This is a genomic window from Paraburkholderia hospita (genome assembly GCF_002902965.1).
Lineage (GTDB): Bacteria > Pseudomonadota > Gammaproteobacteria > Burkholderiales > Burkholderiaceae > Paraburkholderia > Paraburkholderia hospita.
Window position 1 is genome coordinate 668262 of sequence record NZ_CP026107.1, and the last position, 22072, is coordinate 690333.

At 60.0% G+C, this 22072-nt stretch carries 17 protein-coding genes; 11 read left to right on the forward strand and 6 right to left on the reverse strand.

Translation table 11 applies throughout. From position 1 onward, the window contains the following. The first annotated feature begins 10 nt into the window (after nucleotides 1–10). The 3 genes from C2L64_RS36270 (at nucleotide 11) to C2L64_RS36280 (ending at nucleotide 2821) form a co-directional block, all read left to right on the forward strand. Nucleotides 11–727: a response regulator gene (locus C2L64_RS36270; protein ID WP_007589367.1), complete on the forward strand. Its 717-nt coding sequence runs from the start codon at nucleotides 11–13 to the stop codon at nucleotides 725–727. 11 nt (nucleotides 728–738) lie between these two features. Then, nucleotides 739–2145, forward strand: coding sequence for an ATP-binding protein (locus C2L64_RS36275; protein WP_051058253.1), 1407 nt, complete (start codon nucleotides 739–741; stop codon nucleotides 2143–2145). A gap of 217 nt (nucleotides 2146–2362) precedes the next feature. After that, the gene (locus tag C2L64_RS36280; RefSeq protein WP_407671919.1) at nucleotides 2363–2821 is read left to right on the forward strand and encodes a DUF3455 domain-containing protein; all 459 of its coding nucleotides are present in this window, start codon (nucleotides 2363–2365) and stop codon (nucleotides 2819–2821) included. A gap of 85 nt (nucleotides 2822–2906) precedes the next feature. Here C2L64_RS36280 and C2L64_RS36285 read toward each other — a convergent pair whose 3' ends face one another. From C2L64_RS36285 to C2L64_RS53565, 3 genes are all read right to left on the reverse strand, one after another. After that, the gene (locus C2L64_RS36285) at nucleotides 2907–4349 is read right to left on the reverse strand and encodes a cytochrome-c peroxidase (RefSeq protein WP_039901686.1); all 1443 of its coding nucleotides are present in this window, start codon (nucleotides 4347–4349) and stop codon (nucleotides 2907–2909) included. A gap of 147 nt (nucleotides 4350–4496) precedes the next feature. Beyond that, nucleotides 4497–6326 carry a phospholipase C gene (locus C2L64_RS36290; RefSeq protein WP_039901685.1) on the reverse strand — a complete coding sequence of 610 codons (1830 nt, stop codon included), beginning with the start codon at nucleotides 6324–6326 and terminating at the stop codon, nucleotides 4497–4499. Between the two features lie 305 nt (nucleotides 6327–6631). After that, complete coding sequence (locus C2L64_RS53565; protein WP_133061221.1) at nucleotides 6632–6817, reverse strand: hypothetical protein; 186 nt, start codon at nucleotides 6815–6817, stop codon at nucleotides 6632–6634. Between the two features lie 122 nt (nucleotides 6818–6939). Here C2L64_RS53565 and C2L64_RS36295 point away from each other — a divergent pair, with 122 nt between their 5' ends. Beyond that, nucleotides 6940–8316 (forward strand): chloride channel protein, encoded by a 1377-nt coding sequence (locus C2L64_RS36295; RefSeq protein WP_009771574.1) that lies wholly within the window; start codon nucleotides 6940–6942, stop codon nucleotides 8314–8316. 44 nt (nucleotides 8317–8360) lie between these two features. Here C2L64_RS36295 and C2L64_RS36300 read toward each other — a convergent pair whose 3' ends face one another. Then, entirely contained in the window at nucleotides 8361–10094 is a 1734-nt protein-coding gene (locus tag C2L64_RS36300; protein WP_009771573.1) for a methyl-accepting chemotaxis protein, read from the reverse strand. A 165-nt stretch (nucleotides 10095–10259) separates the two neighbouring features. Next, nucleotides 10260–11192, reverse strand: coding sequence for a LysR family transcriptional regulator (locus C2L64_RS36305; protein WP_009771572.1), 933 nt, complete (start codon nucleotides 11190–11192; stop codon nucleotides 10260–10262). A 147-nt stretch (nucleotides 11193–11339) separates the two neighbouring features. On the opposite strand from C2L64_RS36305, the gene C2L64_RS36310 reads away from it, so the two are divergent. Both C2L64_RS36310 and C2L64_RS36315 read left to right on the forward strand, forming a co-directional pair. Then, nucleotides 11340–12668: an MFS transporter gene (locus tag C2L64_RS36310; protein ID WP_007733130.1), complete on the forward strand. Its 1329-nt coding sequence runs from the start codon at nucleotides 11340–11342 to the stop codon at nucleotides 12666–12668. A 28-nt stretch (nucleotides 12669–12696) separates the two neighbouring features. Continuing rightward, the gene (locus tag C2L64_RS36315; RefSeq protein ID WP_009771571.1) at nucleotides 12697–14256 is read left to right on the forward strand and encodes a M81 family metallopeptidase; all 1560 of its coding nucleotides are present in this window, start codon (nucleotides 12697–12699) and stop codon (nucleotides 14254–14256) included. Between the two features lie 11 nt (nucleotides 14257–14267). Here C2L64_RS36315 and C2L64_RS36320 read toward each other — a convergent pair whose 3' ends face one another. Continuing rightward, on the reverse strand, nucleotides 14268–14546 hold the full coding sequence (locus C2L64_RS36320) for a PAAR domain-containing protein (RefSeq protein WP_009771570.1): 279 nt from the start codon (nucleotides 14544–14546) through the stop codon (nucleotides 14268–14270). A gap of 256 nt (nucleotides 14547–14802) precedes the next feature. Between C2L64_RS36320 and C2L64_RS36325 the strand changes: the two genes are divergently transcribed. The 5 genes from C2L64_RS36325 (at nucleotide 14803) to C2L64_RS53575 (ending at nucleotide 21921) form a co-directional block, all read left to right on the forward strand. Further along, nucleotides 14803–17124, forward strand: coding sequence for a type VI secretion system Vgr family protein (locus tag C2L64_RS36325; protein ID WP_009771569.1), 2322 nt, complete (start codon nucleotides 14803–14805; stop codon nucleotides 17122–17124). A 21-nt stretch (nucleotides 17125–17145) separates the two neighbouring features. Beyond that, entirely contained in the window at nucleotides 17146–20013 is a 2868-nt protein-coding gene (locus tag C2L64_RS36330) for a glycoside hydrolase family 24 protein (RefSeq protein ID WP_009771568.1), read from the forward strand. A 7-nt stretch (nucleotides 20014–20020) separates the two neighbouring features. Continuing rightward, on the forward strand, nucleotides 20021–20557 hold the full coding sequence (locus C2L64_RS36335; RefSeq protein ID WP_039903082.1) for a hypothetical protein: 537 nt from the start codon (nucleotides 20021–20023) through the stop codon (nucleotides 20555–20557). A gap of 142 nt (nucleotides 20558–20699) precedes the next feature. Further along, complete coding sequence (locus C2L64_RS53570) at nucleotides 20700–21230, forward strand: hypothetical protein (protein WP_081498988.1); 531 nt, start codon at nucleotides 20700–20702, stop codon at nucleotides 21228–21230. Nucleotides 21231–21426: 196 nt separating this feature from the next. Beyond that, on the forward strand, nucleotides 21427–21921 hold the full coding sequence (locus C2L64_RS53575) for a hypothetical protein (RefSeq protein ID WP_131542723.1): 495 nt from the start codon (nucleotides 21427–21429) through the stop codon (nucleotides 21919–21921). Nucleotides 21922–22072: the final 151 nt, after the last annotated feature.

A 22072-nucleotide genomic window follows, 5' to 3' on the forward strand; every position in this document is an offset into this window, starting at 1 on the left:
AGAGCTTTTGATGGACCACATACTTGTCGTCGATGACGACCCGAACATTCGCCAGCTGCTCGGCGACTATCTGCGCAGCATGGGCTATCAGGCGACGACGGCCACCAACGGCGCGCAGATGAAGCAGATCATCCAGGCGTCGCAGATCGATCTCGTCGTGCTCGACCTGATGCTCGACGGCGAGGACGGACTCGAACTCACACGCGAGCTGCGCCGCGAGCGCGGCATGCCGATCGTGATCCTGAGCGCGCGCGGCGGATTGCTCGACCGCATACTCGGCCTCGAAATGGGTGCCGACGATTACCTGCCCAAGCCATTCGATCCGCGCGAGCTGGTCGCGAAGATCAAGTCGGTGTTGCGCCGCGCGCGCAGCACGCCGGCGGGCGCACTTTCCGCCGATGCCGCCGCGTTCGTCAGCTTCGCGGGCTGGAAGCTCGATACGCGGATGAAGCAGATGCTGTCGCCCGAAGGCGTTGTCGTGTCGCTCGGCGGCTCCGATTACCGGACGCTGCGCACGCTGCTCGATCATCCGAACCGGCCGCTGTCGCGCGATTTCCTGCTCGACCATGTGTTCGGCAAGGAGCACACACCGCTCGACCGTTCGATCGACGTTTGCATCAGCCGTCTGCGGCATCAGCTGAAAGACGCTGCGCGCAGCGCCGCCTTGATCCGCACGGTGCGCAACGAGGGCTACATGCTCGTCGCCGACGTCGCGTTCGAAGCATGAGCGGCCGCACGATGAAACTGCGTGCGTGGCCCGATTCGCTGTTTGGGCGGCTCGTGATGATTCTCGCCGTCGGCATGTTCGCCGGCCAATTGCTTACCAGCACGATCTGGTTCGAAACGCACGACAACCGCACGCTCGAAATTCCCGCGCGCCTGTTCGCGAGCCGTCTCGCGGATACCGTCCGGCTGCTGCAGCACGCGCCCGATGCAGCCGCGCGCGATGCGATCGTGACGCAACTGTCGGATGCACGTTACCGTCTGCAATGGACCGACACGCCGCAGCCCGTGCAGCAAACCTCGCTTGCGAAGCGCACGGTCAGCGATCTGATTACGGGTGTGATTCGCAGACGTCTCGGCGAGCCGATCGACGTGCGTCTGATCGATGCCGAACTGCGTGACGAAGAACACAAGCACAAGGGCATCCTGAGTCTCTTCGATTCGCGCATGCCGACGGGCGACTTTCACGTGCAGATGAAGCTGCCCGACGGCAGGTGGCTCGACGTGCAGGCCAATGAAGGGCAGGCGGGCATGTTGAGCGAGCCGGGGTCGCTGGTGTTCGATTATCTCGTCAGGATCTATCTGCTTCGCTTCGTGGCGATCTGCGTGCTGGCGTTCGTCGCCGTGCGCTTTGCGGTTCAGCCGCTACGCGATCTCGCTCGAGCTGCCGATGCGCTCGGCCGCAATATCTATCGGCCGCCGCTGCCCGTCAGCGGTCCGCTCGAAGTGCGCAGCGCGGCGATGTCGTTCAATTCGATGCAGCGTCAACTGACGGAGAGCTTTGCCGGGCGAGCGCGGTTTTTGACTGCCGTGTCGCACGATTTGCGCTCGCCGCTGACGAGACTGCGTCTGCGCGTGGAGATGTTGCCCGACGCGCAATGGCGCGAGCGTCTGCGCGGCGATCTCGACGACATGGAGGCGATGGTGCGCGCGACGCTCGATGCCGTGCAAGGCATCGAAGTGACGGAAGCGCGGCATGAGATCGATCTCGATTCGATGCTCGAAGGGCTGGCTGAAGATGCGCGTGAGGCGGGGCATGCGGTCACGGTGGAAGGGCGGGCGGCGCGGCCTGTCGCGGGTTATCCGCGCAATCTGAAGCGCTGTTTGCAGAATCTGCTCGATAACGCGATTCGCTATGGCGGCGAGGCTTCTATTCATGTTGTCGATGATGGGCGCGCGGTGCGTGTCGCGATCTGTGACAACGGCCCCGGTATTCCCGATGAAACGATGCTGGCGCGTGTGTTCGAGCCATATTTTCGGGGGAATGCGGCGCGCACGGATGGAACGGGTGCGAGTAGTGGCACCGGGCTTGGATTGACGATCGCGCAGAGCATTGCAGCGACGCATGGCGGGACGCTGACGTTGCGCAATCGCACGGCGGGTGGACTTGAAGCGGAGCTTGTGTTGCCGCGTGATGTATGAAGCCGATTGCGCCGGCGTACCGACGCGCGATTTCGACGGAATAAGCTTCCACGCCCAGGTGTTCTGGTAAGGAAAATCACAAAAACGTCACCGATATTCCTCCAACCGGATCGCAATCATGTTTCCTTTCCGCTCGTACTCCAGCAACGTCATCCGCGCAATGTGCACCGGCGTGCAGCAGATCGTGTACCGGGCCGCGCTAGGTTGCGTCGTTCTGATGTCACCCTTAGCGGCGAATGCCGCCGATGCAACGCCACCTTCGCTGGTGCCTTCCGGCGCCCAGCCGTTTGCCGTTACGACGGCAACAGGCGTGCAGATGTATTCCTGCGAGTTCGACAGTGCTCATCGTCTGGGCTGGGTGTTCCAGCATCCGGAAGCCACGCTTTATGATGGCGCAGGTCAAGCGTCGATCCAACATGGTGCGGGTCCATCCTGGCAGGCGGGCGATGGCAGCCGGATCGTTGGTCGCATGGTGGCTCAGGCACCGAGTACGAATCCGAGCAGCATCCCACAACTGCTGCTCGAAACTCACAGCACCGCGGAAGGCAGTTTGTCTGGCGTGAGATTTGTGCAGCGGCTCGACACAGCAGGCGGCGTGTCACCTTCTGAGCCTTGTGTTCGCGAGCATCAGGCGGGCAGTTCGCCGTATTTCGCGCGATACATATTCTTGAAGTAGCGTTCTGCTTAGGTCGCGCGCACCTGCAAACTTGTTATGAAGCATGCAGATACGCGCGACGTCGCCCTCGCGAGCGATGCGAGTATTAAGGCTTGTAACCGTCAGTTAGCGTGTTCATGAACGCAATGATGTCCTGGATGTCATCGTCGGTCATCGCAGGTTTTTCGCCCAGTTTGCGGTCAAACGGCGCGTCGGCGACGTCGATATTCGCGTGGTACTTCGCGGGAAGATCGTCGTACTTTTCCGGCTTGCCTGCTGCGTCGAGCGGATAGATCTTTTCGGGACTCGTATTGCGCAGGTTATAGAAGTCCATCACGTGCTTCAGGTCGTGGTAGACGCCGTTGTGGAAAAACGCGTGTCGCGTGGCGACGTTGCGCAAGGTCGGCGTCAAAAACATCCCACAGTATTGCGTTAGCGTAGCTGCGTCGTCACGGAAAGGACCGCATACGCCCATATCGTAGAAATTCTGGTCCTTGTTGATGGACAGGTCACGATTGCGCGGCACGCCCAGTGCCTCGTATTGCGTGTCGGTGAATAGCGGCGGCAAATGGTCGGCCGTCGGCTTGCTCAGATGGCATCCCGCGCAGTTTGCCTTGTCAGGATCGTTGAACAGGCGCAAGCCGCGCATCTCCGCTTGTGTCAGACGTGCCTTGCCCTGGAGCCAGTAGTCGTACTTGCTCGTGAAGCGATGGAAGGATGGGTCTTCGAACTGGTAGCGTCCCACTGCGAACATCGCTTCGTCGAAGAGCAGATCGGGCTGGTTAATGATCCGGTCGCCAAACAGCTGCTTGAACTGGTCGAGATACTTCGCATTCAGCAGCTTGTGTACGACCTCGCCGGTGCTCTTGTTGGCCATTTCGACGGGATTCAGCATCGGGCCGCTCGCCTGATCCTGCAGCGTGCTCGCGCGGCCGTCCCAGAACAGGCCGCCCTGCGGGACGAGTGCGGGTGCCGCGGGCGCGACGCCTGCCGTTTTCACCGCGCGTTGCGTGCCGCTTGCTGCCGTGGCCAGTTGATCGAGCGTGACGGGCGCGGCGTCCATGTCGTTTTGATCGGGGCCAATCGAGAACGGCGCCTGGCGGTAGAGGTACGCGAGCGACGGCGGCGGCCGGTAGCCCGCGTCGGTCATATGCGGACCGCCGAGCTGTACGGACAGGTCATTCGGTGGCCCGTAGGCATGCTCCGCGCTGTGGCACGACGCGCACGATTGCTTGCCCGACGCTGAGAGCGACGGGTCATTGAAAATCTGCTGGCCAAGTAGAGCTACCGCGCTCAACGGCTGGCTCGGTGGCACGTGTAGCGCAACCGGCTGCGGATTCGCGCCGGTGATGTCTTCGACGATGGCGCCGATCGCAAGAGGCATCCGCTCCGGATAGATTGCCGCATAGGCGATAAAGGCGGCGCAGCCGGCCGCAACGGCGGCAACGGCCCAGCCGAGTGCTCGCAGAAGCTGTCGTTTGGCGCTCGCTGGGCGCGAGGGATCGCCGGCAGGCAGTGAGGGCGGCAATGCGGGGTTTGGAGAGCTCATGGCGATGATGGCAAAAATAATCCGGAAAAGACGTCGAGCCAGCACGTTGCCGCGCTGGCTCGACCCACTTCGAGTTATCTGGCGTCCCGCTGCCAATTTCACCGGCCTTAGCCGGCGATGCGTGAAACGGGCGGGACGCGCGTCGGGTTAGTTGGTCGCCGGCGCAGCTGCGAGCTTCGTACCAACGGTCGGGTCGAGGAAGACGGCCGGGTTGTTGCCCGCGCCAGCCAGGTTCAACATGCTGCGGATATCGCCGGCCGTTGCGTCGAACGAACCCGCGCCGAGCCGCTTGCCGCTGAGCCAGTTGTCTTCGATGAACTTGACGACCGACGCCTGCGTGATCTGCGTGTGGTCAACAAAGTTCTGCTTTGCCCACGGCGAAACCACGAGGAACGGCGTCCGTGTACCCGGACCACAACGGCCGTTGACGACGCCACCGTTGATGCCGAGCGGCTGCGTCGCCCCCGTGCTGGTGCACTGGCCCTGGCCCGACAACTGGTCGGCGCCCGTAAAGGTTGCCGCCCCGACGTGGGTGACGAGCGTGGTATCGAACGACGAGCTGGTGATTGCCGGCGTAACGTGGTCGTACCAGCCGTCGGAGTCGTCGTAGGCGATCACGACGAGCGTGTTCTTCCAGTCAGGTTGCTGCTGCAGGAAGTTCGTGACCTTCACGACGAATGCCTGCTCGTCGAGCGGGTCTGAATTGCCCGGATGGCCGTCGCCGATTGCCGGTGCCTTCAGGAAGCTGACCGACGGGAAGTTACCCGCCTGCACAGCCGCGAAGAAGTCATCGGAGTCGTACTGGTGGTGAACCGGCGTGGCCGTATTGTCGAGCGTCGGCTCGGTCGAGCCGATCATCGCCGTCGAGGTCGGACGCTGGTGCGTCGGATTGGCCGTCGAGGCGTAGTACTGGAACCAGGCGTGGTGCTGGACATAGTCAGCCGGCGCGCTGCCAAGCACGTCCGACCACGTCGAGCGCAAGCAGCCCGTCGTACCGTTCGCGTTGACGGTCTGCAGGTTGAAGCCGCCCATGAAGCCGCCCCACGTGACGTTCGCAGCGTTGAGCAGATCGCCGATGTTCTTGCCGTTCATCATGCCCGTCGGGCCGGAACTGGCGGTTTGTGCGGCGGCCGTGCAGGTGTCGGTGGTCGGATCCAGGTCGCCGATCATCGTGACGCCTCCCTGTCCGTCAGGAATCGCATTATTGCTTGTCGTGACGGACGGGTTTTTCGGATTAGGCGTTAACGTCACGCCCTGATTCTGGCCCGAGATCACTTCGATGGCACCCGGCGTCGACGGACCAAACGTGTCGGTCCACGCGTTGTCGTTCATCGCGAAATTCTGTGCGAGGTTCCAGTACGCGGTCACCGTGTTGCCGTCGAAGTAGCCGAGCACCTGCGCCGATGAACCAAACTGGCCTGTGCTGCCTGCAACGATCGAGCTGGCCGACGTGAAGAGCGGGAACGCGTCCATCTTCAGATTGTCATCGGCGAGCTGTTCAGGCCCATAGCTGTGGTTCTGGCTCTTCGTGTTCGCCTGGGAACGGTCGAGGCGAAACGGTTGCGCAGTGGTCGTGGTCAGCGCGGCGCCCAGCGTCGGCGGCGCAGTCGTCTGGCCGTTGACCGTGGCGGCGACGATGTTGGGCGAGGTCGCCTGCGCGTTCGGGTTAGCCGCGCCCGTCAGCCCTGCGGCGGCGAGCGTGGCGATATCCGTTTGCGTGCCGGTCGCAGCGGTGAACGCCGGCTCGCCCGTCAAGTTCTTTGCGGTCGGATAGGTTGCGAAATAATGGTCGAAGGAGACGTTCTCGCCGAAGATCACAACGAGGTGTTTGATCGGCGTGGTGGTCGCCAGGGCATCTTGCGCGGAAACGACGGGCGGGGTCGACGCCGTCGTGTTGTTGTGCGAACTGCCGCACGCGGCGATGGTCAACAGCGCCGCTACAGCTATCGCGCTGGGTAGTATTGTCCTGTAAAACATTTCTCGGGGGCTCCAGATTGCCGTTCAGCGCTCCGTTATGCGTGGAGTTGCTGGGTTTTTTTAGGTGGAATTGCAAGCTCACTTCAAGATGGAGGTGAAGCAACGGGATTGAATCATTCCCATATTGCGTAATTGAGAAACATTCCTTACCGACCTATTACATACATTTGCATTTCTATTGCTTTCGTTCTTATTCGATGTGAGATGGAGCGCGTCGTCGGATGCCGCTACGGAGTTGGGTGATCCCGAGGTTCGGTGATTTATTTGCAGTTCATTTTTAAGCGTGGTGATCAGGTTTTCCCAATTCAATGATTAGTGATGCAAACAATTTGAAAATGACGGAACGACGTCATGACGCCGAGTGCATTCTTTGCGCCGGCTACTTCAAGACCCGCTGACAAACCGGTTAATTCAATTCCGTCGGCAGGTGTGGTGCGCGAGGTTTGGTTCGCCACCGGGAGTGACTTGCCGCGCCCCTTCAGCAGGGCCATCGTTTCCGACAGTGCTTTTCACAAAGTCGTGCGAATCATCAATTAAGTAGATAAAGTCGTTTGATGAATTTACGGGAAAACCCTAAAGTAGGGGCTTCCCCGTCCCATCGCACAACGCCGTCATGCCGTCTCCCATCACCCTCGACCGCAAATCACTGGTCCGCCTCGCCGTCGTCACCGTACTGACGGGCGTCGGCGCTGGCCTCGGCGGCATGCTGCTCGCGCTGCTGCTGCACGCCGTCCAGCACATCGCGTACGGCTACAGCCTGAATGCGATCGTCGGTGGCGAAAGCTTTCTGCAAGGCGTCGATGGCGCATCGCCCGAACGGCGCGTGATCGTCATGGCGGTTTGCGGTCTGATCGCGGGATTCGGCTGGTGGGCCGTGCGCCGTTTCGGCCGTCCGCTCGTCAGCATCAAGCAGGCGGTGAAATCGCCCGACGCGCGCATGCCGATGCTCAGCACGCTCGCGCATGCGCTGCTGCAGATCGTGACGGTCGCGCTCGGCTCGCCGTTGGGCCGCGAGGTCGCGCCGCGCGAAGTCGGCTCGCTGGTGGCAGGTTGGCTGGCGCGCGTCGCGGGCCTGTCAACGAACGAAACGCGTGTGATGATCGCCTGCGGCGCTGGCGCCGGCCTCGCCGCTGTGTACAACGTGCCGCTCGGCGGCGCGGTATTCGTGCTCGAAGTGCTGCTCGTCACGTTCGATGCGACCACGGTCGCGATCGCGCTCGTGACGTCGGTGATCGCCGCCGTGGTCGCGTGGATGGGGCTTGGCGACGAGTCGCAATACGCGATTCCGTCGTTCGCGCTGAGCGGCAGTCTGGTTGCGTGGTCGGTGGCGGCAGGGCCTGTGTTCGGCATCGCCGCCTATGCGTTCTCGCGCTTCATGGATCGCGCGCGCAATGCAGCGCCGAGCGCTGGCTGGCTGATGATTCCGCTCAACGTGCTGAACTTCGCCGTGATCGGTTTGCTTGCCGTGCACTTCCCGCAATTGCTCGGCAACGGCAAGGGCACCGCGCAACTCGGCTTCGACGGTCAGTTGGGCATTGGGCTCGCGGCGGCGTTGCTCGCATTGAAGGTTGCCGTGAGCGCGAGCAGCCTGCGCGTCGGCGCGCATGGCGGTCTGCTGACGCCGGGGCTGACGGTGGGCGCATTGCTTGCCATCGTGCTCGGCGGCGCGTGGAATCTGATTGGCGCGAGCGTGCCGACCGGCGCGTTTGCGCTTGTCGGCGCAGCGGCGTTTCTCGCTTCGTCGATGAACATGCCGATTACGGCGATCGTGCTCGTCGCCGAGTTCACGCACCTTGGGCACGACATGCTGTTCCCGGTGGTGTTCGCGGTCGCGGGTTCAATCGGCGCGAGCCGCGTGTGCGCGATGCTGGCGAGCCGCGCGAGCGCGGCAGCGACGACTATGCCGGCGCATGTTGTGGCAAGCGTGACGGCGAATGCGGCGCAAGAGCGGCCCGCTGGGATGAAGCTGTTGCCCGTCACGCACAAGTGAAGATCAAACGGCGCATCACGTAAAGCAACGGGATGCGCGGCGATTCAGAACGTCTGCCAATCGGCTTCGGCGCGGCTCGCGGCCGTTTTTTCGGCATTCGGCAACTGAGCGGCGAGCGGTTTTGCAGAAGCCGCGGTCATCGTTTTCCTGGGCACGGTCACGGCGGCACGCGCGACAGCCTTCGCAGGAGCAGACGCAGCGCTCATCGCATTCGCTTGCTGCCCGCCCGGCAGCCTGAACACCGACACCAGTTCACGCAGCGTCGCCGCCTGCGACGCCATTGACTGCGTCGCCGCCGAAGCCTGCTCGACGAGCGCCGCATTCTGCTGCGTCACCTCGTCCATCTGCGAGATCGCGACATTGACCTGCTCGATGCCGCGATGCTGCTCGCCCGACGCCGCGCTGATCTCGCCCATCAGATCCGACACCTGGCGCACCGACTGCACGATTTCACCCATCGTGCGGCCCGCCTCGTCGACGAGCGCGGTGCCGCTGTTCACGCGGCTCACCGATTCGCCGATCAGATCCTTGATCTCCTTCGCCGCCGCCGCGCTGCGCTGCGCGAGCGTGCGGACCTCGCCTGCGACGACCGCGAAGCCGCGTCCCTGTTCGCCTGCGCGCGCCGCTTCGACGGCCGCGTTCAGCGCGAGGATGTTGGTCTGGAACGCGATCCCTTCGATCACCGAGATGATCTGCGCCACCTGCTGCGAACTGCTCGAGATGCCGTGCATCGTATCGACCACGCGGCTCACGACCTCGCCGCCGCGTGCCGCCGTTTCCGACGCGCGCGCCGCCAGCGCGTTGCCCTGGGTCGCGTTCTCCGCGTTCTGCTTGACGGTCGCCGTCAGTTCTTCCATGCTCGCGGCCGTTTCTTCGAGCGATGCGGCCTGTTCTTCCGTGCGCTGGCTCAAATCGGTGTTGCCCGCGGCGATCTGCGACGAGCCTGTCGCGATGCTTTCGCTGCTCGAACGCACGCGGCTCACCGTATCCTGCAGACGTTCGTTCATGTGACGGAGCGCGCCGAGCAACTGGCTCAGTTCGTCCGCGCCCTCGACGTGAATCGCCGCAGTCAGATCGCCGCGCGCGACGGTCTCGGCCACGTCGACGGAACGGCGCAGCGGCCCGACGATCGAGCGCGTGGTGACGACAGCGATGAACGCGCCCGCGAGCAACGCGAGCGCCGACATCACGACTGTCCAGATGCGCGCACTGTGGAACGCGTCTTCCGCTTTCGCGACTTCTTCGACCGAGCCCTGGTGATTCAGCTTGATGTCGCTGTCGATCTGATCGAGTGTCGTTGTGAAGCGCGTGGACGCGTCGCCTGCCGCGAGTTGCCGCGCTTCGGCTGCGCTCGCTTCGCCGGCGTCGATCAGCTTTTCGATCTTCTCGTCGACTTCGAGATAGCTGGCCCACGACGATTTGATGTTGTCGTCAAGCTGCTGTTCTTCAGGCGACGAGATCAGCGTCGAATAAGCGTTCAGCGACTGCGCGAAAGCATTCACGGCATCCGCGTGTTGAGCGCGCGTGGCGCGAATCTGGTTCGCGTCGGTGCTCAGCAGTTCACGCAGCGACAGGCGGCGCACATCGTCGGCATGGCTGCGCATCGTGCCGAGCGTTTCGACGCTGGGAAGCCAGTCACTGCCGATGCGACGCGTGCCGTCATAGATGCGCGACGACTGAAGCAAGCCAACGCCGCCGACCGCGCACAGCAGAAGCAGCACAATTCCAAAGCCCGCGCCGAGACGCGGACCAATCTTGAGAGTATTGAGAAACGTCATTGACCGTTGTTATGCGAGAGACGAACACGTTTTCTTATCGACAAAGAGGTATCCGTTCTGCAATTAAGTTTCAAATATGACGAATGGCCGACGACGGTTCTACTGCGGCATTACGGGAGCGTGGCGCATGAAAGGTTGAGGTGACAACATTCAGGCCGCGTGTCGTCAACCATCCGTCGATTCATTGCCGGGCGCGAACATCGACATTCTGCGCAAGATCCATTCGAGCAGTTCATTCGCCGCAGCCGCGAGAGGCCGACCCGATTTCACGAGCAAGCGCGCCTTCGCGCCCTGAAACAACGGATGATCGATCGGCACGATGGCAAGTTCTTCCGCCACCAGTTCGCGATACGCAGCGAACTCGCCGATCAGCGTCACGCCGTCGCCATGCGCGACGAAGCGCTTGAGTGCGGTCAGCGAATTGCTGGTGAGCGTCGCGCGGATTTTGATGTTCTCCGCGAACTCCAACATTTTCGCGGCGTGGCCGATGCCGAAGGTGGCCGGCATCAGCGCGAGCGGCCATTCGAGCAGGTCCTTCACGCTGGCGGGCGTGCCGCGCAACGCGAGCGGATGATCGCGCCGCACCAGCAGCACGACGGGCTGCGCCGAACTCGCGCGGTACTCGATGCGCGGATGCGGCGGCGGATTGTACGCAAGCCCGATATGCGCGCGGCTCTCGGCGACCTGGTTGAGCAGATCGTCGACGGCGAGACTTTCGATATTGATATCCAGCTTCGGATACTTCGCGCAGAACGGCGCGATCACTTCCTCGATCAGCGGATCGACATAGCCCTCGCTGACAGCCAATTGCACCTGGCCTTGCTGAAGCCCTTTCAGCAAATGCAGCTGGTCTTCAAGCTTTTCCTGCTGCGAGCGGTAGCCGCGCCAGAATTCGAGCAGATGCGTGGCTGCCTCGGTCGGCTTGACGCCGCGCGCCTCGCGCTCGAACAGCGTCGTATCGAGTTCCTCTTCGAGCAGCCTGATCTGGCGCGTAATCACGGAAGGCGACGTGTTCAGGCTGTCCGCCGCGCCGCGGATGGTGCCGTGCGACAGCACTTCGTGAAAGTAGCGCAGCCGTTGCTGGTTGATTTCGCGCATGTCGGACGTCTCCAGAGCGTTGGGTTGACTGCTGTTGCCTTGCAGGCAACGAAGTGTGAACTTAGTTGCTCTTGCTCGCGCATTTTTACCCCGACAACATGCTGGAACGCAAGCACGGGATTCAAACCCGACATACCGGAGACGAACATGACAGCAATACAGACCCTGCGGGAGAGCGACGCGGTTCGCGCCCTCTACAACCGGCTCAACTGGCGGTTGCTGCCATTTCTTCTTGCTTGCTACATGTTTGCGTATCTGGACCGCGTGAACGTCGGCTTCGCCAAGTTCCAGATGCAGAGCGACCTCGGTTTCTCCGATGCAGCGTATGGCGTCGGCGCGGGCATTTTCTTTCTTGGCTATGTGCTGTTCGAATTGCCGAGCAACCTGTTGCTACCGAAAATCGGCGCGCGCAAGACCTTCAGCCGCATTCTCGTGCTGTGGGGCATTACATCGGCGTGCATGCTGTTCGTGCGCAACGTGCCGATGTTCTACGGCATGCGCTTTCTGCTCGGCATTTTCGAAGCGGGCTTCGCGCCGGGCATGATCTATTACCTGTCGTGCTGGTACGGCCCGACGCGCATGGCGCGCGCCATCGCGATCGTGTTTCTGGCCGGGCCGCTGGGCGGGATCGTCGGCGGGCCGTTGTCCGCGTGGCTGATTACGGCGCTCTCGGGTGTTCACGGGCTGGCAGGCTGGCAATGGATGTTTCTCGTCGAGGGCCTGCCCTGCATCGTGCTTGGCGTGGTCACGCTGTTCGTGCTGTCGAACCGTCCCGCCGACGCGCGCTGGCTGAGCGCCGACGAGAAACAGTTGCTCGAAAGCGAAACGGGCGCGGCGCACGCGCACAACCATTCGTTCAAGGCCGTGGCGCGCGATCCGCGCGTCTATCTGCTGGCGTTCGCGTACTTCTCGATCATCTTCCCGATCTACGCGATCAGCTTCTGGCTGCCGACGCTGATCAAGGAACAGGGCGTGAGCGATACGCTGCGTCTTGGCTGGTATGTCGCGATTCCGTATGTCGCGGCGGGGATCGGCATGTATGTCGCGGGGCGGAGTTCGGATCGCACGGGCGAACGGCGTTATCACTGCGCGTTGCCCGCGCTGACGGGCGCGTTGTTGCTGGTCGCTTCGATTTTCACGCAAGGGCATCTGTTCGCGACACTCGCGCTGCTGACGGCTGCGACGGCGATGATGTGGATGGCCTACACGGTGTTCTGGGCGATGCCTGCCGAATACATCAAGGGACCGGCTGCTGCTGGCGGCATCGCGCTGATCAATACGATCGGATTGTCGGGCGGCTTCTGGGGCCCGGCGGCGATCGGCTGGGCGCGCACGGCGACGGGCAATTCGCAACTCGCGTTGATCTTCATGGCGTGCATGCCGGTGATTGCAGGCTTGCTGATTCTCGCCAACCGGTCGACGCGCAAATCGGCTCATGAAGCGCCGGAGTTGACGCTTAGCCCTGAATCGAACTGAGTTCGCTGAACAAGAGGACGAACGAATCATGAAGATCCTGATCGCCGGTTTTCAGCACGAGACCAACACCTTTGCGCCGACCAAGGCGTCGTACCAGAGCTTCGTTCAAGGCGAAGGCTTTCCGCCTTTGACGCGCGGCGCCGGCGTGCTGAATCTGCGCGATGTGAACGTGCCGATTGGCGGCTTCATCAAGGCCGTGGAGGCGGCGGGCCACGAACTGATCCCCGTCATCTGGGCGGGCGCGAGCGCGTCGGCGTATGTGACGGAAGATGCATACGAGCGCATTGCCGGCGAGATCGTCGATACCGTGCGCGCGGGCGGCTTCGACGCGATCTATCTCGATCTGCATGGCGCGATGGTCGCCGAGCATATCGACGATGGCGAAGGCGAACTGCTCGCACGCGTTCGAGGCGTGGTCGGTGATGAAATGCCGCTCGTCGTGTCGCTCGATCTTCACGCGAACGTGACGGACAGGATGCTGCAACTCGCGGATGCGATCGTCGCGTATCGAACCTATCCGCATGTCGATATGGCCGAAACGGGCGAGCGCGCCGCCGCGTTGCTCGAAAGGCTGACGCAAGATCGACGCCCTTTGAAACGCGTGTCGCGGCGCATTCCGTTTCTGATTCCGGTGAATGCGATGTGTACGCTCGTCGAGCCCGCGCTTGGCGTGTACGACATGCTGGCTTCGCTCGAAGCGGGAACGGTCGCATCGCTGTCGTTTGCGCCGGGGTTTCCCGCTGCGGATTTTCCTGAATGCGGGCCGGTGATCTGGGGTTACGGCTATGACGAAGACGCGCTAGTGAAGGCTATCGATGAGCTTCACGCGCGCATGCTCGCCGATGAAGCGCAATGGGAAGTGCGCTTCCTGTCACCCGACGAAGCGGTGAATGAAGCGTCACGTCTCGCGCAACATGCGGACAAGCCCGTGATCATCGCCGATACGCAGGACAACCCGGGCGTCGGCGGCGATTCGAACACGATGGGCATGGTGCGCGCGTTGCTGCGTCATCGCGTGCAGGACGCGGCCGTTGGTGTGATATGGGACGCGCAGGCGGCGGCAGCGGCGCATCGCGCGGGCGTCGGCGCGCGCATCGAACTCGCGCTGGCGGGCCGCTCGGGTGTGCCGGGCGACGCGCCGCTACAAGGTGTTTTCGAAGTCGAGCATCTGTCGGATGGGCGTTTTCGTTTCGACGGTCCGATGATGAACGGCATGCAGGGTGACCTCGGGCCGGTTGCGTGTTTGCGTATCGACGGTGTGCGGATCGTGGTCAGCACGATCAAGATGCAGATTTTCGAGCGCAACTTCTTTCGCGTTGGAGGTGTTGAGCCTGAGCGGATGAAGGTGCTTGTCGTGAAGAGTTCGGTGCATTTTCGCGCGGATTTTCAGGCGGGCGCGCGTGCGGTTCTGGTGGCGAAAGCGCCTGGGCCGATGGCCGCTGATCCGGCGGATTTGCCGTGGCGAAGGCTGGATGAGCATATGCGGGTGCGGCCGATGGGGCTCACGTTTGGGGAATTCGCGGTGCGAGAAACGGGTGAGCGTAAAACCGAGCGTGATCTATTCGGCATTAGCGCTGCGCAGGCTTGATATCCGACATCTTATCCGCCGTCGTAAATCGACGAGCGCGCGATGACGCGGTTCGTGCCGCGCGGACAGCGGCACATCACGATGTCGCCATCGCGTACGCCACGCGAGGCTCCCATCCCCCATTTCAGTGCGGTGCCATAGATCGGGCCGTTCTGTCCGCAGCGTGGGCAGGACGCGAGCCCCATGTGGCGCGCGAGCGGCTGTCCATCATCGAGCATCGTCGCGTCACCATCCAGCACTCGACCTCCCGTGGTGGTCAGGTTTCCTTCGAGTGCGATCAATCTCGTCATCCAGTTTCTCCTGATTTTCGCATCGGTGATTGGTTCTGGAAAACCATGTAGCACGTACTACGAATGGAAATTGTCAAGGTTTGCAAAGGTTGACGAAAAGCAACAAATGAACAAATAGTAGGATAACTACGCTTTTCAATAAATCGGGCACGTCTTAACCTCTTGACCCAAAGCGGCCGCGTTGCTTCTAGAACGGATGCGGTGTCGTCACACACGAGACAGTTTCGTGGCACTGGGTTACGACGGAGAGGAAACGATGGCGAGCCTGTTCGAGGAAAGCAGAGCGTATGCAGCCGATCTGATGGCGGTCACAGGGCGTCAGGCATATTTTCTTGACGTACCGGGCGCGGCGAGTGCGGCGGAACTTTCCGTAGTCTCGTTCGAAGCCACTGAACGCATGGGGGCGCCCACCGAGGTCCGTATCCAGCTCACACATCCGGGCAAGCTTGCACGCGAGGACTATCTGAACCGGGGCGCGGCATTCCTGATCGATCCCGCCCTCGGCACGCCACGCCGCTTCTCCGGCTTCATCGCGTCGCTCTCGACACTCAAGGCGACGAAGGACTTCATCCGCTACGAAGTCATCGTCAGGTCCCACTTCGCCCGGCTCGGTGCGGTCACCACGAGCCAGATCTATCAGCATCAGACCACGCCCCAGATCATCGAGGCCGTGTTGCGACGTCATGGGCTGAAGGGTCATCAGTTCGCCTTCCGGTTGCGTCGGGCGTATCCGCAGCACCTGTTCCGCTTCCAGTACCGGATGAACGATCTCGCTTTCGTCCAGATGCTGATGCAAAAGGCGGGCATCTACTGCTACACGGTCGAGACCGAGCACGGCGACCAGATCGTGCTTGGAGACGACATCGACCACTACATCTATGAACCGCAGCTCGATGTCCCATACCGGGAGAATGCGGGACTTGAAGCGGCGATCGAGTCGGTGTTCGCGCTGGAGACTCACGCGCGGACCGTGCCGCAGTCGTTCCTGGTGGCCGACTATAACCCCGAACAGGCGTGGGAACGCTTCAGGGACGAGGCAAACGTCGCGCCTCAGGATCCCACCACCTACGGCCAGCCGTACATCTACGGCACGCATCACCTCGATCAGGCGAGCGCGAAGTGGGAGGCGCAACTTCGTCACGAAGCGGCGATAGCATGGCAGGTCGTCTACGAGGGCGAAAGCAATGTGCTGGCGCTGCAGCCGGCGCGTATCCTGCGCGTCGACGAGGCGTTGTCCGACGCGCCCGATGGTCAGGTCGTGATCGCGGTCACGCATCGTGGCGCGCGCGATACGGCCTACACGAACACCTGGCAGGCGATTCCGTCCGACCGGCGTTTCCGGCTGAAGCTGGAGGAGTCGGCGTGGGCGAAGATTCCCGGTTCGCTCTCGGCCCGGGTGACGTCGCCCGATCAATACAAATACGCCTATCTGACTTCCGCCGGTTACTACACGGTGCGCTTCGACACGGATTTTGCACCATGGCCCGCGGGCGGCGAGAGTGTGCCGCTGCGTCTCGCGAAACCGTTCGCGGGGGCGTTGCAGACGGGCTTCCACTTTCCGGCGCTGGACGGCACGGAGGCCGTGATCGAGTTCAGGGATGGCGATCCCGACAAGCCGTATATCGCGGCCTTCCATCACCACAGCCAGGCCGTGGACCACGTCACGAGCGACCGGCGTTGGCTCTCGCGCAACGTGATCCGCACGCAGAGCAACAACAAGCTGCGCATGGAAGACTGGGAAGGTCAGGAAGGCATCAAGCTGTCGACCGAGCATTCGGGCAAGTCGCAACTGAACCTCGGCCATCTGGTCAACCAGAAGCTTGAACAGCGGGGCGAAGGCTTTGAACTGCGCACGTCGGGCTACGGCGCAATGCGCGCAGGGAAAGGGCAGTTCATCACGGCCTATGACCGGCCTGCGGCGGGTGGGCAGCAACTGGATATGCAGGAGACCATCGCGCAGCTTGAAACCGCGCTGGAGCTTGCAAGGGCACTGGCGGATTCGGCGCGCAGCGCGAAGGCGGTTCCCGCCGACATTGACGCGCAGCATCAGGTCAATGACGAACTCAATGGCCTGAAAAAGCCGGGGGTGCTTGCGAGCGCGCCCGCATCCGTGGGCATCGTCTCGGGCAGTGGTGTTCAGGTCTGCGCAAAGGACAACATCAACGCGGTCGCCGGGAAAAGCGCAGATATCAGCGTGGTGAAACGCTTCACCGTGGCGGCGGGCGAACTCGTATCAATGTTCGCGCAGAAACTCGGAATAAAACTGATCGCATCGAAAGGTCCGATCGAAGTGCAGGCTCAAAGCGATGCGATGTCATTACTGGCTGACAAGGATGTGAGCGTGGCGAGTGTCAACGGCACGGTACGTATCAGCGCGAAGAAGGAACTCATCCTCGAATGCGGCGGTGCGTTTGTCCAGCTCAAGGACGGAAGCATCACTTTGGGCGGTCCGCTCGACCTGTTTCTGAAGGTCATCACGGTCCAGAAAAAAGGAGCGCAATCGATGAACGAGAATCCGACACTGGCTCAAGGTGCCGGCTCCATTCCCCAGAGTCGCGCGGACCATTACTCCAACTGACGGCGACACGGACAAGATCAAATGGTTAGGCATCTGAATCATTCGACTCATCCCGCCAAACCGGCCGCGCCTGCAACGCAGCCGCCGCAGTGGCAACCCCTGAACTGGAGCTTCCCGTTTGCGCCTATCAATGGCAATCCGGCGAATCCCCAGACATGGCTCACGGCACTGGCCAGTGGTGATGGCGGATTCTATCCGCTCGGGGCAAACGGCATGTTTCATGGCGGCATACATTTCGACGCTGGCACCGGCGGCGCATTAAGGCAGGGTAAGGGTGTTCAGGCGATCGCCGATGGTGAAGTCGTGGCCTATCGGCTGGACGCTGCATATCCTGAGCTGACCTATCCGACCACGCCTCCTCGCCATGCGCTGTATTCGACGGGGTTTGTGCTGATGCGTCACAAGCTCGTGCTGCCGCCGGAGCCAGAGACATCAGGCGCGTCATCAACGACGGCTTCACCCGCATCGAGTGCATCTGCGACTACCGCCAGCAGCACGCAGACTTACCAACCGCCTGCCGACGAGGTGCTGGAGTTCTACAGCTTATACATGCACCAGCTTGATTGGGCAGGTTATCAGGCGGCGCAGGCAGATGACGGCAGTTCATCTGCGCTGTCTATCCACCCGCTCCCGTTCTGGCAAGGCGACCGACGTTTCCGTGTCGGCGGCAAGGCGGGGGATCGGCAGGCACAACCTCCCCAGCGCAATACGCCGTTCCGGTTCGATCTGGCTTCAGCGGGTACGAATGCCCCCGCTCCCGGCGACGGCGCACAACTGGGAAGCATTGCGACTGGGCCTTCGCCCGACAGCCTAGGTGCACTCGGTCCGTATGCTGATACCAAGGTCCGATATGCGTTGCCACTAGCTGATGCTGCCGGTGCCGTAGACGCATCGCAGAGTGTCCAGGGCGTCCGCATTCTGGACCGGGCTGATGGAACCGTGATTGGCCTGCTGCCGCGAGATGGCGAACTAAGCACTGTAGGAAGTGCCGTGGCCGGCTGGGCGCAAATCGCGAAAATTCTCAAGGGGTCGCCTGTTGCCGCCGTCGCTGGCGCGACACCTGATCCGCGCGCTGCGACGGGCTGGGTCAATCTCGACGTACTTGATGCGGTCGTCGACCCCAAGCCGCTGGATACGGTAGTCGTGCTCGACAAGCCGTATCCGGTCAAAGCAGGCGACGTAGTGGGCTATCTGGGCGAGTACCAGAACTCCAGCCATTCGCAGGTGATGCCGCCGACACCGAAGCGATCGCTGCTTCACGTCGAGGTATTCAGCGGATCTCAGATCGAGAATTTCATCAGCAAGAGTCAGGATCGGGCGAAGAAATTGCCCGAGAGCGGGAGAACGTTGCTCGTGATCCGGCAGGGCGCGAAGCTCGTCAAATGTCCCGATCCGCAGAGCAACGCTCAGTTGGCGGGTCTCAAACTGGAACTGGCGAAGGGCGATCCAGGCAAGGGATGCTGGGCCAAGGTGCAGCCGATCAGGTCTGGGCCTCAGTCGGTCGGGCGCGTGCGCGGTCGCGCCCCACAGGAAAGCAAGACGCCCGTGGGTAATCCTCTTTGGGTCGAGCGGCAGTATGCAGGCAAGGTAGCCGGGGCGGTCGTCCATAGCTGGTCGGATTTCCCGCTACAACTTGCCGGCGCGCAGGGACCAGCCGTCGGATACCAACAGGTACTCTCTCGCGCGCAGCTTGAGCAGTCGGCCGACAACGGCAAAGCGGCAGATGATCGGGACAAAGGCGGCGCGCAGTGGTGGTCGATCGCCGCGGGCAACGCTGACGGTTCGACGATCCTGGGCTGGGTGTGCGAGAAGGATCATCCCGGTACGCAGTGGGAAAGCCCGTGGGCGTGGCCGGGCTTCGATACGGTTGATACGACTAGCATTCCGCTGCTGGACATGTACAGGCGCAACCTCTTCGAGGCCAAGCAGTTGCTTGATGGCGAGGAGGAGGAGTTCAGTGTTGTTGCGGCAACAGTGAATGCCGGGCCGTTGATCGGGAAGCTGGAAAAGGCGGCTAAGCGGCAAGGGGACGGCAACGGGAACGTAACACCCGCCGATTTGAAGAGCGCCTTGACGGTCCCTTGGCTCGCCGAGGCAGTCTCGCATCTGATCGTCCGCTATGAGAGTGAATGGGGCGGCGATATGGGTAAGTGGGACGGGTTATCCAAGCTGATGGGTGACGGCAAATACGTCTGGCAGGCGGAGCTTGAGCGTATTAGAAAGCTGCAATGGTGGGATGCAGCGAAGGCTGTGAAGGGCTTTCCGGATGGTCCGGATGTGTGGCACATCCATCCGATTGGGTTGATTGGAAATTTCACAGGGGCTGCCGGCGCCGCTTTGACCATCGAGGAAGCAAGGGTCCGCGCGTTCTTACGAATGATTCGAGTTGGAGAGGGTACGGAAACTCCGATCGGCTACGAGCGTCTGTTCGGTGGGCAATCATTTATCAAAGACTATAGTCGTGATTTCAGCGATCACCCTCGAATACTTATAACTCGAACAAATAGTAAAGGTAAGACCTTGCGATCTACTGCTGCCGGTGCATACCAGGTGATGGGATATAACTGGGACGATTCCGCATTCGTGGCGTATCGGAGGCAATACAGGATTTCCGATTTCACGCCGGTTTCGCAGGACAGGTATTGCGTTATTCTTTTGAAGTACAAGCGTCACGCATTGGAAGATATAAAGAAAGGAGAAATTCAGAGGGCCGTTATTGAAGATAGATCTAACCTTGAGTGGGCGAGTTTGCCGGGGAATGATTATGGTCAAGGCGGTGTCGGTATGAATACAGTAAATGCGAAATTTTCCGAATATCTAAATGATGAACTATCTGGGAAGAGCGATTTGGCCGTGCCTGTCGGTGGGCTCGATGATCTGATTAAATGAGGCTGTGATGAAAAATATATTTCGAGCAGTGATGTTTTTCGCAACTACTGGATACACTTTGGCCTATGCCGTTGATAGCATGGTTTTGCCAAAATTTTCAGACTATCCTGCTAAGATATACCAGGGAGAATTAAAGTTGCCAACCTATTATAAGAAAATAGGTGACGATTGGCGCGATGACATGGGAAAAATGGTGTCTGCTCCGGTGATAAATTTCGCGGGGAAATATCACATTGGGATTCATAGTTGCGGAGCCAGTTGTCGATATTACACTTTTTCAGACCTTGCAAGCGGTTCTGATTCAGATATCCTCGATATGTTTTCAAACCAGGCCGGGCACCCTCTGAAGACCACTGATGGCCGAGTTTATATAACTGATCTCATAAGTCGGGCCGACAGCGCAATGCTCGTAGCGCAGTATCATATCGAACAGAGTGGGGCACTCAAAGAAGAGTGTCGCGAAAGGATTTTCTCTCTGGCCAATGACGGAAAAAAGATTAAATCAATAACTAAAACGATCAATCTTTGTGAGAGGCTCCAGTAAGATCCGATTGCTCCGTTGAGTGGTTCGGCGCTATTGTATTTCCAATTGAATTGACAACATGACCCTCAGCGATTGCGTGTACCTCAGAGTGCATACCTAAATGATGCTCGCTGTTCGCATTGCTCTTTGGTCGAGGGTGATCATGAAATACATTTTTCGCATCATTGCATTGACTATTTCATTCTTCATGTATTCGAATAATTCTGATGCCAAATATCTGGTAACTATATCAAATCATGAGCTCGATCATATTGAAATTGGCTATGCGTATGGCAAATGTTCTTTTCTATACTCCCCAGTCAATTTTTGTGATGACCGACATATTGATGAAATAAAGCAAGCCATCTCCAACCGTTCGGTCAATTTTAATGGTCATTATATTCTTCTGGAAATAAAAGAATGGCGATCATCTGATAGCTATGGAAACAGTATTGTTGTGATTGATTCGCTAACCGGAATTGTCTATCCCGTGCCATTCGATTATTTTTCCGGTCGAATCGATACGAGGACTTCTCAAATAATAAGGAAGCCGCGATTGACATTCTCCGGCGGAAGTAACAGGGTGTGCATTGATGGTTCCATCCTTGTATATCGAGCGACAACGAATGGAATTTTTTGCTTTGACTTTGATGGGCATAAATTCATCGGATATCGTACCGAATATATGAATTGAATCCAGTGGTAATCTCGTGACAGTGCAGAAGAAATGTTATTTCTGAACCAGGCAGCTGTTCGCGGCGAGAAGAAATTCGTCCCCATTGCAGCGACCGCGAACGCGGGAGTGCCGATCAGAAAGCTAGAAAAGACAGGCACACGTTAATGAAAAAGGGCGCGGTGATGCAACGAATCTATTGGGATCTTGGTGAGACATGAAATCAGCGAAAAGCGCAACTCGTTTTCTTGTTTTGTTGGCTACCACGATTTACGGCGCAGCCCGAGCCTCGACTTTCCAATGTACGCCGGCGGAATCGGTGGTTTTCTCATGTTCTACCGAGAGGTTGAAAACCATCGAATTATGTCTAGATAAGCGCACTCGTTTGATCTCTTACCGATACGGTAGGCCAGGAAGAATCGAGCTTTCATATTATGGGAAACAAGGGGGCGAAGATGGATTTTTCTTCAATCACTACTTCCGATCAAACGTTGATTACACAAGGATCGGCTTCGTAACAGCGGGCTACGAGTATTCGGTGTTTAGAGATTACGACTCTGCTGAAGGGCCAATTCCACGCTATGGTGTAGTTGTTTCTGAGAATGGAAATGAGGTGGCGCAGATTAAATGCCAGTCACAAGTGATCGATAATATGTCGAAAATCATTAAGCAGTTGAGATGCGATGAGCGTAGTGCGCTTGGATGTTCGTAAGATTCGTCTAGAACCAGGTTTGGAAACTGTCAGCGAGCGAGGAAATGCTCCTGATAGTCCAGCGTGGGCGAAGTTCGAAAAATAAAAGCTGTTGAATGGATGGGCGAATAGGCCGGCTAGCGCTTGAGCTGCAGAGAGTAAGAGTTTTGAA